We start from the raw sequence: 14,410 nt of genomic DNA, 5'->3' as shown, positions 1-14,410 counted from the left end.
CACCACCCTTGGTGGACACATAAGTTGGCCGCTTGCCACGTGTCCTACAGCCAGTGGGGGAGCCTGATCATGGCCGCGAACGGACGGCACCGCAGATACCAGCCCAGCAGGATCAACCGTGCCTCGCTCACGGTGACGGCGGGAGGAGCGGGAATCGCACTCCCGCTCCTCACGGCGGCCTCCGCCGGAGCCGCCTCGACCGATGTCTGGGAGAAGGTGGCCGCCTGCGAGTCGACCGGCGACTGGCACATCAACACCGGCAACGGCTACTACGGGGGATTGCAGTTCACCCGGTCCACGTGGGCGGCCTACGGTGGCACCGCCTACGCCGCACGCGCCGATCTGGCGACGAAGGACCAGCAGATAGCCGTCGCGGAGAAGGTGCTGGAAGGACAAGGGCCCGGCGCCTGGCCCACCTGTTCCGTGAGGGCGGGCCTGAAGAAGGGCGGTGACGCACCCGGCGTCACCACGCAGGCGCAGCGCACCGAGCCCGCCGTCAAGAGAGGGACACCCGAGTCGGGCCCGGGGGCACGAACGGCCCGTGACGCCGGGCCGAAGGCGTCACCGACCGCCGTGCCCGGCAAGCGTGAGGGGTACACCGTCGCGCGCGGCGACTCCCTCTCCGGCATCGCGTCGGCGGAGCGTGTCCAGGGCGGCTGGCAGAAGCTCTACGCAGCCAACCGCTCCGTGGTGGGCGCCGACCCCGACCTCATCCTCCCGGGCCAGCGGCTGACCCTCGACGTGGCCGGTGCGCCGGTCGCCGCCCCGAAGCCCGCCGCGGCCCCGAGGCCCAAGGTGTCGAAGCCGAAGACGCCGCGGCAGTCGGCCCCGCCGAAGGCCACGGAGAAGCAGGCACCGCGGACCACGGCACCCGAACAGAAGGCGAAGCCCGCCGCGAAGAAGGCGTCGAAGCCCCGCACGGGCCTCACCGCGCCCGTCTCGGCACGCACCGGCACCCCGTACCACCAGTCGGGCTCCTGGGCGAGCGGCTACCACACGGGGGTCGACTTCCCCGTGCCCACCGGCACCTCCGTCAAGGCGGTGAACTCCGGCACGGTTGTCTCGGCGGGGTGGGCCGGCGCGTACGGCTACGAGATCGTCATCCGGCACGGCGACGGAAGGTACAGCCAGTACGCGCACCTCTCCTCGCTCCATGTGCGCGCGGGCCAGCAGGTCACCGGGGGCCAGCGGATCGCCCGCTCCGGATCGACCGGCAACAGCACGGGCCCGCACCTGCACTTCGAGATCCGCACCGGCCCCGGCTACGGATCGGACGTCGACCCCCTGGCCTACCTCAGGGCCGGCGGCGTCAGCCTCTGAGCCGACCCTGCCCGGCCCTCTAAGTCACTCTTGCGTGCCTGCCCGGCGGCAGGCTTCCTACCGTCGAACTCCACCCGTCCACCGCCGTGGTCCGGAGGAAGGGTCAGGGGCAGAGAGAGGGCCGTCGGCGCCGGAAAAGGGTCCGGGAGCACCGCCGCGCCCTGCTCGGACAGCGCGTTCGCGGGCTTCGGGAGCACCGGAGCGCGCGAAGGGGCGGTCGCGCCCCCGGACGGGCCCTCCTCGGCGGTCCGGCCGGACCGATCGTCCTGCCGCGTCCGCTGCTGAGCGCCGACCCGCTCGGTGGTCAGCAGCACCAGCCCCGCGGCCGCCACCACACCGGATCCGAGCGCGAGCAGGGTGCCGGTCAACCCGAAGCGGAACTGCTCCCCGAACATCGTGAGCCCCACGGCCGCCGCGATCACCGGATTGACGACGGTGACCGTCGCCAGCGGCGCCGCCAGGCCGGCACCCCGGTACGCCGCCTGCGACAGCAGCAGGCCCGCCGCCGCGAGCCCGGCGATCACGAGAAGGGTCGGCGCCCCGGACGTCACCACGCCCGAGGTCCACTCGACCGCCACGGTCTTCGTGAACACCGAGGCCATCCCGAAGGCGATCCCGGCCCCGGTGGCGAGCACCACGCTGCGCGCCATCCGGTGCAGGCCCTTGGCGAGCGCCAGAAGTGCCACCAGGGCCCCGGCGGTCCCCGCCGCCAGAACGAACTGCTCCGGCCCGCTCAGCGAATGCGACCCGGAACTCCCCGTGAGCGCCAGCAGGCCCGCCAGACCGACCGTCGCCATCACGGCGCCCCGCCACGCGGTCCGTCCCGCACCCCGGCCCACGAAGAGCGCCGCCATCGGCAGCGCGAACACGATCGTCAGGGCCCCGAGCGGCTGGACCAGGCTGAGCGGCCCGTACGCCAGCGCCACCACGTGCAGCACCGCACCCACACCGTTGAGCCCCACCGCCACCCACCAGAGACCGCTGCGCAGCGGTGCGTACGGCCTGCTGCCGGCAGCCGAGGCCACGTGCTCCTGGACGATCGCGCCGGCCGCGTAGGCGAGCGCGGAGACCAGCGACAGGAGCACGGAAAGCGCAAGGGAACTCATGTACACCACGATGTCCCGTCAGGGTCGCCCAGTCGTCGTCCCTGAGGCGGCGATTCGGCGTACTGCTCCAGTAGTACGTACATCACTCCCGGCTCCTCCTTCCGACGGTAGTCCTCCTCGGCGAGGAGCTCAGAACTTGGCCGCGCGGAGCACGGCGAGCCGTGGAACGGGGAGAGGGTGCTCAGGTACTGAGCGTGAATTCGGCTCTGATGCGCTTGCCGACCGGCACACGCTCGGCAGTCAGCCGATCGCAGAGCGCCACCACGATCTCCATCCCGTGACCGCCGAGGCGGGCCGGGTCGGGGGAGTAGAGGACCGGAAGGGCCGTGCTGCTGTCGTAGACCGTGACGCTGATGTGCCGCGCGTCGCCCTCGAGCTCCAGCAGGTAGGGGCCGTGGCTGTAGCGGTCGGCGTTGGTGACGAGTTCGCTGACCGCGAGCATCAGATCACTGCGGGTGTGCTCACCGAGGACCGCGAACCACTCCGCCACGAGCCGGGCGAGAAAGCCGTCGGCGAGGGAGCGGGCCTGCGCGATGCATCCGGGCTCACCGTCGAACACCTCGGCGGCGAGCAGAACCTCCGATGACGGCGCGGATCCCTGCAAGGGGTCGTCCATCCGTGAGGGGGCCTGTTCGTTCATGTGCTCCAGCCAGGGCGCCGCAGGGGAGGTCGTCGACCTCGTTTCTCGCCGTTCGCCTACCCGCGTCGAGAGATCCCACTCCGGGGGATCCCTTCAGATCTTACGCACGCGGAGGCAACCGGACCACGCTTACGAAGAAGTCGTCGATCTGGCGCACCGCGCCGATGAACTGCTCGAGGTCGACCGGCTTGGTGACATAGGCGTTGGCGTGCAGCTTGTAGCTGCGCAGGATGTCCTCCTCGGCCGACGACGTGGTGAGGACCACGACCGGGATCAGCGCCAGTTCCGGATCCGTCTTGATCTTCTCGAGCACCTGGCGGCCGTCGTACTTCGGCAGATTGAGGTCCAGGAGAACCAGGTCCGGACGCGGCGCGTCGGGGTACTGACCCTGGCGGTAGAGGAAGTCCAGGGCCTCCTGGCCGTCCCGCACCACGTGCAGCGTGTTGCGGATCTTGTTGTCCTCGAAGGCCTCACGGGTCATCAGCTCGTCGCCGGGGTCGTCCTCGACCAGCAGGACCTCGATGGGTTTGACGGTGTCGTTCACGGTGTGACTCCCGGTCGGGGGGTGGGCAGGGCGGGTTCGAGCAGCTCCGCCGTGGTGTGCGTGGGGGCCTCGGGCAGAACGGGCAGGGTGAAGTGGATCAGTGTGCCCTCGGACGGCTCCGGGTCCAGCCAGATCCGGCCACCGTGGAATTCGATGATCTTCCGGCAGAGCGACAGTCCGATCCCGGTGCCCTCGTACTCGTCGCGGGCGTGCAGCCGCTGGAAGATGATGAACACCTTGTCGGCGAACTCCGGCGCGATGCCGATGCCGTTGTCGGCGACGCTCAGGTGCCAGTTCTCACCCTCCTGGACACAGCCGACGGTGATGCGGCACGGCACGTCGTCCCGGCGGAACTTGATCGCGTTCCCGATGAGGTTCTGCCAGACCATCGTGAGGGACGTCGCCTCGCCGAGCAGCTCGGGCAGAGGGGCGTCGCGTACGACGGTCGCCCCGGAGTCCTCGACGGCCAGGGTGAGATTGGACAGGGCGCGGTCCAGGGAGGCATCGAGATCGACGGGCTTCCAGCTCTGCTGGACCCGGCCCACCCGGGAGAAGGTCAGCAGGTCGTTGATGAGGACCTGCATCCGCTTGGCGCCGTCGACCGCGAAGTCGATGTACTGCCGCCCGCGGTCGTCCAGCTCGTCCCCGTACCGCTTCTCCAGCAGCTGGCAGAAGGAGGCCACCTTCCGCAGCGGTTCCTGGAGGTCGTGCGAGGCCACGTAGGCGAACTGCTCCAGTTCCGAGTTCGAGCGGCGCAGTTCCGCCGTCTGCTCGGACAGCAGTGTCTCCCGGTCCTGCGACTCCGCCAGCTCCGCGACGAGCCGTCGGCGCATGTCCTCCGCGGCCGCGGCCACGGCGCTGACGTCCGAGGGCCCGCGGACCTCGATCCGGTTGTCGAAGGCGCCCGCGCGGACCCGGTGGGACGCCTCGGTGAGCGCGGCCAGCGGACGGCCCACCACGCGCTGCAGCAGCACACTTAGTGACACGACGGCCAGTACGAAGCCGACCACCAGGGCGAAGAGCACCTGGTCGCGTGTGGTGCGGGCGTCGTCGAGCTGCTCCCGGACCTGGTCGCGCACGTCGTCCAGACGGCCTTGCTGAGTGGCGTAGAGCGAGCGCAGGGCGTCGAACTCCGCCTTGCTCCGCAGGATGGGGGCCGACGAGGCCCCGGTCGGACCGCTCGCCCGCACGGCGGCGATCAGCGGTTCCGCCCGCCGGGTGCGCCACTGCTCCGCGGCATCCGCGATCCGGTCGAGGTCCTCGGCGTAGGGCTGCTCGTCGCCGGTCAGCGAGCGCAGACGCCGGAGCCGGTCCCGCTCCGACCGCACGCCCTCCTCGTAGGGCTTCAGGAAGGTGGTGTCGCCGGTGAGCGCGAAGCCGCGTACCCCGGTCTCCTGGTCCAGGAGGGAGTTCTGCAGCTGGAAGGAGACGGAGCGGGCGGGCTGGATGCGGTCCACGAGTTCGGTGGTCCGGTCGGAGATCCGGGACAGGACGAGCCCGCCCACGACCAGGCATCCGCAGACCACCAGCACGAAGCCGGCCAGGATCAGATGAACCCAGTTCTGCACCGACAGGCGGGCTAGCCGGCCGGGCCGTCGGGCACCGGTCGCTTCCGTACTCACAGGTCCTCCGTACTCACAGGTCCGTCTTCCACCCGACATGGAGGACGGCGACGTCATCGGCCAGCCCTCCGAAGGGAGAGGCGCTCTCGGTGGCCTCGGCGACCAGCGCGTCGACGAACGCCCGGGGCTCCAGGGAGCCGTACCGTCCGGCCATCGCCAGCAGGCCTTCCTCGCCCAGCCGGGACTTCGGTCCCGTACGCCCCTCGAACAGGCCGTCGGTGAACAGGACGAGCTCGCTGCCCGGGGACAGCGCCACCTCCGTGACCTTCCACTGGCCGAGACCCGGGAGCAGCCCCAGGGCCATACCGGCGTCCGGCTCCACCCAGCTGACGTCGCCGCCCCGCCGCAGGAGCATTCCGGGATGCCCGGCGCGTACGACCAGGACCCTTTTCCGGTCCGGGGGGAAGACAAGTGTGGTGACCGTCGCGAACACGTGGGGATCGGAGCGCTCGGCGACGAGTATCTCCTCCAGCAGCCCGGTCTTCTCGATCTGTGTCACACCGGTCAGCACGGCCGTACGCCAGGCGACCCGGAGACAGACGCCGAGGGCCGCCTCCGCGGCACCGTGCCCGGACACGTCGCCGATCACCGCGTGCACCGCGCCGTCGGCGGTCTGCACCACATCGTAGAAGTCGCCGCTCAGCAGCCCGTGGGCCCGTCCGGCCTCGTAGCGGGCGGCCACCCGGAAGGTGTCGTCGCGCAGCACCGGGATCGGCAGCAGTGCCCGTTCCAGACGCGCGTTCTCCTGGGCGATGAGCTCGGTGGTGCGCATCGCCGCCGCGGAGCGCTCGGCGTACTTGCGCTGGAGGGCGTAACGGACCGCGCGGCCCAGCACCTCGGGGTCGATCCTGCCCTTGACCAGGTAGTCCTGTGCGCCCTGGGCCACCGCGGACAGACCGGTCTCCGACTCGTCCAGCCCGGTCAGGACGATGACCGCGGCGTCGGGGGCGGACGCGACGAGCCGCCGCACGGCATCGACACCGCTCGCGTCGGGCAGGTGCAGATCCAGCAGGACGCACACGGAGGTACGTGAGGTGAGGAGGAACCGCTGTGCCTCGGCCAGCGTCTTGCACCAGGTGAGCGGGGCGTCGAGCTCGCTGTCGCTGAGCATCTCCTCGACGAGCAGAGCGTCCCCGGCGTCGTCCTCGACGAGGAGCAGGGCGGCGTCGACGTTCCAGACGGAGGTCTCACCTTCGGCGAGCGCCCTCTGCTGCCCCGGAATCCCGCTGAGCCGCTGCATGCGCGCAGAGGTGTCCGACGACGACTCGGCCAACGCTCCACCCCCTCCGACGGACGGCTCACCCATGGCCGTTTCGGCAGGAAGCATATGCGACCGAGGCCCGGCGTCAGGCCGGGCCTCGGTGCTGGGACGGGGTGGTACGGGAATCAGGCCTCGACGCTCATTCCCGCACGGAGGCGCTGCACGATCCGGCTCAGCAGACGTGACACGTGCATCTGGGAAACGCCCAGTTCGGCGCCGATCTGGGCCTGGGTCATCTCCTGGCCGAAGCGCATCTGGACGATCTTCCGCTCCCGCTCGTCCAGCTGCTTCAGCAGCGGTGCCAGCGTGTGCAGGTTCTCGACGCTCTCCATGCCCGGGTCGTCCTCGCCGAGCAGCTCCGAGTAGGCACGCTGGTCACTGCCCGACTCGCTGTCGGCGTTGGGGGTGTCCAGGGAGCCCGCGGAGTAGCCGTTGGCGGCGACAAGCCCTTCGATGATCTCCTCCTCGGGGAGATCGAGGTGTGCCGCGAGCTCGGCGACCGTCGGGTCGCGGTCGAGCCTCGACGAGAGCAGTTCCTTGGCCTTGGCGAGCTCGACCCGCAGCTCCTGCAGCCGTCGCGGCACGTGCACGGACCAGGTCGTGTCGCGGAAGAACCGCTTGATCTCACCGACGATGTAGGGCACCGCGAAGGTCGCGAACTCGACCTCGCGGGACAGGTCGAAGCGGTCGATCGCCTTGATCAGGCCGATCGTCCCCACCTGGATGATGTCCTCGGTGTCGTCACCGCCCCGGTTGCGGAAGCGGGAGGCCGCGAAACGCACCAGGGAGAGATTCATCTCGATCAGGGTGTTGCGCGCGTACTGGTACTCGTGCGTGCCCTCTTCGAGGGTCTGGAGCCGGTCGAAGAAGAGCTTGGACATGGCCCGCGCGTCCTGCGGGGCGACCTTGCCGGCGTCCTCGATCCAGGGCAGAGCGGCCGTGTCGGGAACCGCACCCGCCTCGTCGCACCGCGTGGACGCCGTGCCGATCGATTCGGTGGTTCGCACTGACATGGCCGTCATGGTGTCGCCCTCCCTGGACTCCGCTGTAGTGACGGGCGCATGCCCCGCCTTCCGGAAGTCATGCCACCCGATCCGGAAATTTCTTTCCCGAGAGCAGAACTCGTCCCATGGCCGCCGTTCGGGGCAACGCACGGTCACCGTCCGGGTGGTTCCCGTTACGCTTCCTGGCCGACCTGTGAGTCACGCCTCGTTCCGGGCACCTGTGTGTTCCGGAGCGATGAGGAGGGCTCATGAGCGACACCGGTACGGCGGCCGGGCGCACCGTCACGACCAGGATCCCGGCCCGGCTCGACCGGCTGCCCTGGTCACGGTGGCACTGGATGATCGTGATCGGCCTGGGCACGGTCTGGATCCTCGACGGACTCGAGGTCACCGTCGTGGGCAACATCGCCAGCAGACTCTCGGAGGACGGCAGCGGTCTGGCCATCACCGACGCGCAGGTGACCGGTATCGCCGCCGCGCTGTACGTGGCGGGTGCCTGCTCGGGGGCGCTGTTCTTCGGATGGCTCACCGACCGCTTCGGTCGCAAGAAGCTCTTCCTGATCACGCTGGCCGTCTATCTCGCCGCGACCGCGCTCACCGCGATCTCCTTCTCCGCCTGGTGGTTCTTCGTCTTCCGCTTCCTGACCGGTTTCGGCATCGGCGGTGAGTACGCGGCGATCAACTCGGCCATCGACGAACTCATCCCGAGCAAGTACCGGGGCCGCGTCGACCTCATCATCAACGGCAGTTTCTGGCTGGGGGCCATGGCGGGCTCCCTGCTCTCCGTCCTCGCCCTGAACACGGACATCTTCCCCAAGGACATCGGGTGGCGGCTGACGTTCGCCCTGGGTGTCGTCCTCGGCCTCGTCATCCTGCTGGTACGCCGCCATGTGCCGGAGAGCCCGCGGTGGATGTTCATCCACGGCAAGGACGAAGCCGCGGAGAAGCTCGTCGGCGAGGTGGAGCAGGAGGTCGAGAGGGAGGCCGGACACGCCCTGCCGCCCGCGGAGCCTGCGATCACGGTGCGCCAGCGCAAGAGCATCGGGTTCGGCCTGATCGCCCGTACGGTCTTCCGCTCCTATCCCAGGCGCGCCGTGCTCGGCCTCGCCCTCTTCATCGGTCAGGCCTTCCTCTACAACGCGATCACCTTCGGCTTCGGCTCGATCCTGGTGAAGTTCTTCGACGTCTCCAGCGGCGCCACGGGCTACTACTTCGCCGTCATCGCGTTCTGCAACTTCCTGGGGCCGCTCCTGCTCGGCAGGCTCTTCGACACCGTGGGCCGCAAACCGATGATCGCCGGCACCTATATCGCCTCCGGTCTGCTGCTCTTCGTGACCGCCTGGCTCTTCCAGAACGGCTCCCTGACCGCCGCCACCATGACCGGCTGCTGGTGCGTGGTCCTGTTCTTCGCCTCTGCGGGCGCGAGCTCCGCCTATCTGACCGTCAGCGAGATCTTCCCGATGGAGACGAGGGCCATGGCCATCGCCTTCTTCTACGCCGTCGGCACGGCGGCCGGAGGTATCACCGGGCCGCTGGTCTTCGCCGACCTCACCGAGAGCGGGATCCCCGGTGACACGGCCCTGGCCTTCTGCATCGGGGCCTCCCTGATGGTGGTCGCGGGACTGGTCGCCCTCTTCTTCGCCGTCGCGGCCGAGCAGAAGTCCCTGGAGGACATCGCGACCCCGCTCTCCGCGCAGGAGCGGGAGGACTCCACGCCGCGCTGAGCAACGTCCGACTCATGGCAGACTTGACCGGGGCATTCCGCCCGTGCGCGCCTGCCCTCGCCGGCTCCCGGCCGGATCACTCCCCACCCCCCGAGCCCGCCAGCGGCATGAGTGACGAGTGACAGAGGAACGGCGATGACGGTGACAGAGGACAGCCAGGAGTTCGCTCCCGGTACCGACACGTTCGGTCCCGGAATCGACCCGGAACGGCTCGCCGTCTGCCTGAGCGTGCTGGACGAGCTCAACTCGATCGAGGTCGACCACCCGGACGCCATCGCCGTGCGCCGGGCCACCGCCGGTATCTACCGCACGGTCAAGCAGCGCCGCCGTCAGGAGCGCCGGGCCGCCAAGACCGCGCACGACAAGGCCGTCACAGAGGCGACGGCGACCGGCTCCGCGGAGCGCATCGACGACGAGACACAGGGTGTCCTGCCGTCCTCCTCGGCCACCGCCGAGATCGCCGGCATACTCCAGCGCCCCAGGTCCTGCTACATCTGCAAGACCCGGTACGTCGAGGTGGACGCCTTCTACCACCAGCTCTGCCAGGGCTGCGCGGCCGAGAACCGTGCCCGCCGCGACGCCCGCACCGACCTCACCGGCCGCAGGGCCCTGCTCACCGGGGGCCGCGCCAAGATCGGCATGTACATCGCGCTGAGGCTGCTGCGGGACGGGGCGCACACCACGATCACCACGCGATTCCCCAACGACGCGATCCGCCGCTTCAAGGCGATGCCGGACAGCGACGAGTGGATCCACCGCCTCAAGATCGTGGGCATCGACCTGCGCGACCCCGCCCAGGTCGTCGCGTTGGCCGACTCGGTCGCGGCCGAGGGGCCGCTCGACATCCTGATCAACAACGCCGCGCAGACCGTCCGACGGTCCCCGCAGGCCTACAGCGAGCTCGTCTCGGCCGAGTCCGCGCCCCTGCCCGCGGGTGAACTGCCCGCGGCCGAGGTGATCGGGACGTTCGGCAGCGGCTCCGTCGACCGCGTCGCGGCGCTGCCCGCCGCACGCAAGGAGGGCGAGGGCCTGAGCGCGCAGGACGTCACGGATCTCGCCCTGGTGACCGGTTCCGCGTCGCCCGCCCGTATCGCCGCGGGAACCGCGATCGACGCCGGCGGCCTGGTTCCCGACCTGCACCACACGAACAGCTGGATCCAGACCGTCGAGGAGGTCGAGCCGATCGAGCTGCTCGAGGTCCAGCTCTGCAACTCCACGGCGCCCTTCATCCTGATCAGCCGCCTGCGCCCCGCGATGGCCGCGACCGAGGCGAAGTACGCCTACGTGGTCAACGTCTCCGCGATGGAGGGTGTGTTCGGCCGCGGCTACAAGGGCGCGGGGCACCCGCACACCAACATGGCCAAGGCGGCGCTGAACATGCTGACCCGTACCAGCGCCCAGGAGATGTTCGAGAAGGACCGCATCCTCATGACGGCCGTCGACACCGGCTGGATCACGGACGAGCGGCCCCACCCCGACAAGATCCGCCTCGCGGAGGAGGGCTTCCACGCCCCGCTCGACCTCGTGGACGGGGCGGCTCGGGTCTACGACCCGATCGTGCGCGGGGAAGCGGGCGAGGAGCTCTACGGCTGCTTCCTGAAGGACTACGCCCCCGCCGGCTGGTGACCGCGGGCGGGGCGCGGGACGCCGCCGCGCCGAGTCTCTCGCCTCCCACGCGTCACACGCCCAACCCGTGACCCGGTGATGGCCCTCTGATCAGGGGGCCATCACCTTTTTGTTGGCTGAAAGTGACCCAGGCCACACGTTCTGTCGAGCGGGAAGGCGCTCATTTGGTTAGGCTGAGGTGAACGGACGCCACCAAGGGATCCACGAAGCTTCCTCGGCCGTCCTGGGACAGGTCTGTAAGCAGTCCGCCGTCCCGCCCCGTACCCGGCGCCACCGCGACCGAACTGTTTCTGCCCCTGCCCCGCAGAGGGTGGCCGACACGGTTCTCACCGCCGCAGCGTCGTCACCACCCGGGGTTACGCGACACGAAGGAGTCCGCGGTGACACCTGAAATGACGAAGACCGAGACGCGCCCCGCCGAGCTGTCCGGAGAGCGGGCCCGTCGGCCCGAGAAGCTCCGCAACATCGAGGTCTGGGCCCGGTCGGCACCCATCAGGCTGGCCGGCTACGAGGACGATCTGGCCGAGCCTCATATCCTGCCCGGCATCGACTGACCTTCCGCAGCCCTCGGAACGGCGCCCTCGGTATCTGCCCCCGCCCTTCAAGGCGGGGGCAGTGCCCATTTCCGGCCACAGCCCCGGCGCGGCTCATTCCTGGTCGTCGGCCTCCCGGCCCGGTCGCAGGGGCACCGGCCTGGCCACCGGTCGCATGAAGTCCCGCACATAGGTCCGGTCCCACCAGCGGCCCGTGGCCCGCAGCTCCGCCGGGTCCGTGAACCGGTAGTGGAAGACCCGGGCCCGGATGTGCGAGGGCGGCCCGCCGGGGAACGGGTTGTGGCCCAGCAGCCGCAGCGTGTCCCGGTCGTCCCGCAGCAGCCGTTCGACGAACGGTCCGAACCACGACCGGGCGTACGCGGGGGAGAGCGCCGCGAACCACATCATCCAGTCCAGTCGCAGGTGGTACGGCGCGAACTGGCGCGGCATCCGGCGCGGATCGCCGGGCTTCCCCCGGAACCCGTACTCGAGCCAGCGGGTCCCGTCGTGGACCACCTCGTCCGCCGTGCCCTCGACCACCAACTCCAGCCGCATCCTGCTGATGCTCCCGAAGGCCCCGTAGGTGTTGACGAGGTGGAGCGGGTCGAAGGAGCGGTTCATCGCCTGCCGGCGCGAGAGGAGGTTGCGTACGGGGTGCCGGCTGAGCACCAGCACGAGGACGGTGACGGCCAGGACGACCACCTCGAACCAGAGAGGTGACCCCGGCTGATCGGGTGGTGGCCCGGCGAGCGGCGACCAGTCGATCACGGACAGCGCGATGACCACGGTCAGCCAGTTCAGCCAGGCGAAGTTTCCCGAGAGGATCAGCCAGAGCTGGGTGACGACCATCAGCCCGGCCGCCGCGCTCGCCACCGGCTGAGGGGTGAGGAGCAGGAAGGGCACCACGAGTTGGGTGACGTGGTTGGCGGCGGTCTCGACCCGGTGCGCGGGCCCGGGGAGATGGTGGAAGAACCAGCTCAGCGGCCCCGGCATCGGCTGGGTCTCGTGGTGGAAGTCGAGGCAGGTCAACTTCCGCCAGCACTCGTCGCCCCGGATCTTGATGAGCCCGGCGCCGAACTCGACCCGGAACAGCAGCCAGCGCAGCAGCCACAGCACCAGCACGGGTGGAGCCGTGTCCCCGTTCCCGAGGAAGACGGCGAGGAAGCCGGTCTCCAGAAGGAGGGACTCCCAGCCGAAGCCCCACCAGACCTGCCCGACCTGGACGATCGACAGGTAAAGCACCCATGGCAGTGCCCACAGGGCCATGGCCGCTCCCAGCGGTACGTGCGCGTCCGCACCGGCGAGGAGGGCAAGGGAGACAGCCGCGCCGGTCCAGGCGACGAGCCCGAAGAAGCGGTCGGAGTAGTGGAGGCGGAACAGGCCGGGCGCGGCGCGCCACGAGGTGCGCCTCAGCAGGTCGGGCACCGGGAGCATCCCACGGGAACCGATCAGCGCCCGGAACTGGAGCGCCGCGGCGACGAAGGCGACGAGATAGACGGCGGCCAGTCCTCGCTGGAAGACCAGCCGGCCCAGCCAGTAGCCGTCGGCGGTGAACCACTGCATCGATTCCAGTATCCGGCCCGGCCGGGCGTCAGGCAGCCTTCGCCGCCCGGAGCAGCGCCGCCGTGAGCCTGCGGGCGTACCAGCGCTGCGCCACCGGCACGAGCGGACCCGCGAGCCGCGTGTACCAGGAGGCCGGACGCGAGAACGCGGTGACGGTGAACCACACGGTGCCGTCCTCGGCCAGCTCCACCACGAAGCTCTCCTCCCCGCGTTCCGGGTGTCCCGGCAGGGTTCCGTAGGCGAAGCCGGTGCGTTCGCTCCCGTAGCAGGTCCACACGATCGCGCAGGGGGCGCTGAACCGGAGCCGTCCGATGCCCGCCGAGACCGTGACGGTGACTCCGGCGGCAGCGCGTGCGGCGGAGGCGTCGATACCGGCTCCCGCCGCGCGGTGCATTCCCCATTCGGTGACGGCCGTGCCCGCTCGTTCGAACACGGCGCGGCCCCGGCCCACCGCCGCGCGGTGGTGGAGATGGCTGTATCCGTCGGGGAGAGGGTGGTGCCTCGTGGCGCCGGCTTCGGGGTACGTCAACGCGTCCACGCTGTGCTGCCTTCCGTGTCGGATTCCTGCTGGAGTCTGCGGTGTGCGAGCAGTGCGCAGAGCGCGAAGCCCAAGGCGTTGCCCAGTCCGTGTGTCGCCGCCATCCAGGTCAGGGTCGGGTGAGGGATGCCGGTCGCCTCGCCGAGTGCCCAGCTGAGCGCGAGCACCATGGTCGCCACGAGCACCCCGGCGGATACGCGGAGCAGGGCCCCGGTGGCGCCGGTGCGGTCGGCGGCCCCCGCATCGCGCCAGGTCAGCAGGGCAACCGTCCACATGCCCGCGGTGAGGACGAGGGCACCCGCCAGTTCGACCCACTCGCCGGTGAAGTAGCCGACGAGGACGATCAGGGTCCCGGCCGGCACGCTCAGCGCGGCGAACCGGCATGACGCGCTGTCCTGGGCCCGGCAGACGAGGCCGGCCACGAGCGCCGCGGCGAAGCCGGCGAAGTGGAAGTGCGGCACGGTCAGGGCGAGGATGCCGAGCCCGAAGCCGAAGAGCTGGTGGCCTGAGCGCTCCGCCACGAGAGCGAGCGCCGCCACGGACGGTGCGAGGAGCGCGGTGAGCAGGGCGACCTCCGCCGGGTCGGGCCGCCGGCCGCGTGCGAGCCGCCGGGGAGCGTGGCAGGCGAGCACCAGCGTCCCCACCGCGTAGCAGAGGGCGAGCGCGGCGGCCGTCCCGCCTCGGGGAAGCCAGAGGGAAAGGGCGCCGGGCACCGCGAACAGGGGCCACATGCGGCGCGTCCGGGCGAGTGCCGGGTCGTCGACGAGGCCGAGGCCCAGGGGGACGACCACCAGCATCCCCAGAGTCACGGTCAGCCCGACCAGCACGGACAAGACGACCACCCCTCCCCGGCTCACGACATACGGCACCCGATGACGGGCGGACGCCGAGTTGAACTTGTTCAACCTCGCGGCGTGAGCCTAGTGGGA

13 protein-coding genes are annotated in these 14,410 nt (G+C 70.4%); 4 read left to right on the top strand and 9 right to left on the bottom strand.

Annotated elements, in window-relative coordinates; translation table 11 throughout:
• Positions 1 to 69 precede the first annotated feature (69 nt).
• Positions 70 to 1,320 carry a transglycosylase family protein gene (locus ACGFNN_RS23220; protein WP_393558562.1) on the top strand — a complete coding sequence of 417 codons (1,251 nt, stop codon included), beginning with the start codon at positions 70 to 72 and terminating at the stop codon, positions 1,318 to 1,320.
• Here the strand turns inward: ACGFNN_RS23220 and ACGFNN_RS23215 are convergent.
• The 6 genes from ACGFNN_RS23215 to ACGFNN_RS23190 all read right to left on the bottom strand — a co-directional run bounded on the left by ACGFNN_RS23215 (position 1,290) and on the right by ACGFNN_RS23190 (position 7,515).
• Complete coding sequence (locus ACGFNN_RS23215) at positions 1,290 to 2,426, bottom strand: DMT family transporter (RefSeq protein WP_393558560.1); 1,137 nt, start codon at positions 2,424 to 2,426, stop codon at positions 1,290 to 1,292. The genes ACGFNN_RS23220 and ACGFNN_RS23215 overlap by 31 nt on opposite strands.
• A 181-nt stretch (positions 2,427 to 2,607) precedes the next feature.
• Complete coding sequence (locus tag ACGFNN_RS23210) at positions 2,608 to 3,066, bottom strand: ATP-binding protein (RefSeq protein ID WP_393558558.1); 459 nt, start codon at positions 3,064 to 3,066, stop codon at positions 2,608 to 2,610.
• A 100-nt stretch (positions 3,067 to 3,166) separates the two neighbouring features.
• A complete protein-coding gene (locus ACGFNN_RS23205; RefSeq protein ID WP_362553827.1) occupies positions 3,167 to 3,610 on the bottom strand; it encodes a response regulator in 444 nt (147 codons plus the stop codon).
• Positions 3,607 to 5,232 (bottom strand): CHASE3 domain-containing protein, encoded by a 1,626-nt coding sequence (locus tag ACGFNN_RS23200; protein WP_393558556.1) that lies wholly within the window; start codon positions 5,230 to 5,232, stop codon positions 3,607 to 3,609. The genes ACGFNN_RS23205 and ACGFNN_RS23200 overlap by 4 nt, the downstream gene beginning before the upstream one ends.
• 13 nt (positions 5,233 to 5,245) lie before the next feature.
• Positions 5,246 to 6,472, bottom strand: coding sequence for a PP2C family protein-serine/threonine phosphatase (locus ACGFNN_RS23195; RefSeq protein ID WP_393558554.1), 1,227 nt, complete (start codon positions 6,470 to 6,472; stop codon positions 5,246 to 5,248).
• A 146-nt stretch (positions 6,473 to 6,618) separates the two neighbouring features.
• A complete protein-coding gene (locus ACGFNN_RS23190) occupies positions 6,619 to 7,515 on the bottom strand; it encodes an RNA polymerase sigma factor SigF (protein ID WP_362553836.1) in 897 nt (298 codons plus the stop codon).
• Between the two features lie 230 nt (positions 7,516 to 7,745).
• Between ACGFNN_RS23190 and ACGFNN_RS23185 the strand changes: the two genes are divergently transcribed.
• The 3 genes from ACGFNN_RS23185 to ACGFNN_RS23175 all read left to right on the top strand — a co-directional run bounded on the left by ACGFNN_RS23185 (position 7,746) and on the right by ACGFNN_RS23175 (position 11,401).
• Positions 7,746 to 9,221 (top strand): MFS transporter, encoded by a 1,476-nt coding sequence (locus tag ACGFNN_RS23185; RefSeq protein WP_393558552.1) that lies wholly within the window; start codon positions 7,746 to 7,748, stop codon positions 9,219 to 9,221.
• A 135-nt stretch (positions 9,222 to 9,356) separates the two neighbouring features.
• Entirely contained in the window at positions 9,357 to 10,847 is a 1,491-nt protein-coding gene (locus tag ACGFNN_RS23180; protein ID WP_393558550.1) for an SDR family NAD(P)-dependent oxidoreductase, read from the top strand.
• Positions 10,848 to 11,227: 380 nt separating this feature from the next.
• Positions 11,228 to 11,401, top strand: coding sequence for a hypothetical protein (locus ACGFNN_RS23175; protein ID WP_167359509.1), 174 nt, complete (start codon positions 11,228 to 11,230; stop codon positions 11,399 to 11,401).
• Between the two features lie 93 nt (positions 11,402 to 11,494).
• Here the strand turns inward: ACGFNN_RS23175 and ACGFNN_RS23170 are convergent, their stop codons facing one another.
• The 3 genes from ACGFNN_RS23170 to ACGFNN_RS23160 are packed head-to-tail and all read right to left on the bottom strand — an operon-like array spanning position 11,495 to position 14,314.
• Entirely contained in the window at positions 11,495 to 12,943 is a 1,449-nt protein-coding gene (locus ACGFNN_RS23170; protein ID WP_393558548.1) for a lipase maturation factor family protein, read from the bottom strand.
• Between the two features lie 28 nt (positions 12,944 to 12,971).
• Positions 12,972 to 13,481 carry a DUF1990 family protein gene (locus ACGFNN_RS23165; RefSeq protein WP_393558546.1) on the bottom strand — a complete coding sequence of 170 codons (510 nt, stop codon included), beginning with the start codon at positions 13,479 to 13,481 and terminating at the stop codon, positions 12,972 to 12,974.
• Complete coding sequence (locus ACGFNN_RS23160) at positions 13,469 to 14,314, bottom strand: YndJ family protein (protein ID WP_393558544.1); 846 nt, start codon at positions 14,312 to 14,314, stop codon at positions 13,469 to 13,471. Before ACGFNN_RS23160 ends, ACGFNN_RS23165 begins: the two co-directional genes overlap by 13 nt.
• Between the last annotated feature and the right edge of the window lie 96 nt (positions 14,315 to 14,410).

Origin of the sequence: Streptomyces sp. NPDC048590 (assembly GCF_043199535.1) — a bacterium.
GTDB lineage: Bacteria > Actinomycetota > Actinomycetes > Streptomycetales > Streptomycetaceae > Streptomyces.
Note: the sequence above shows the minus strand (reverse complement) of the source record. Positions and strands in the feature narration are given on the sequence as shown.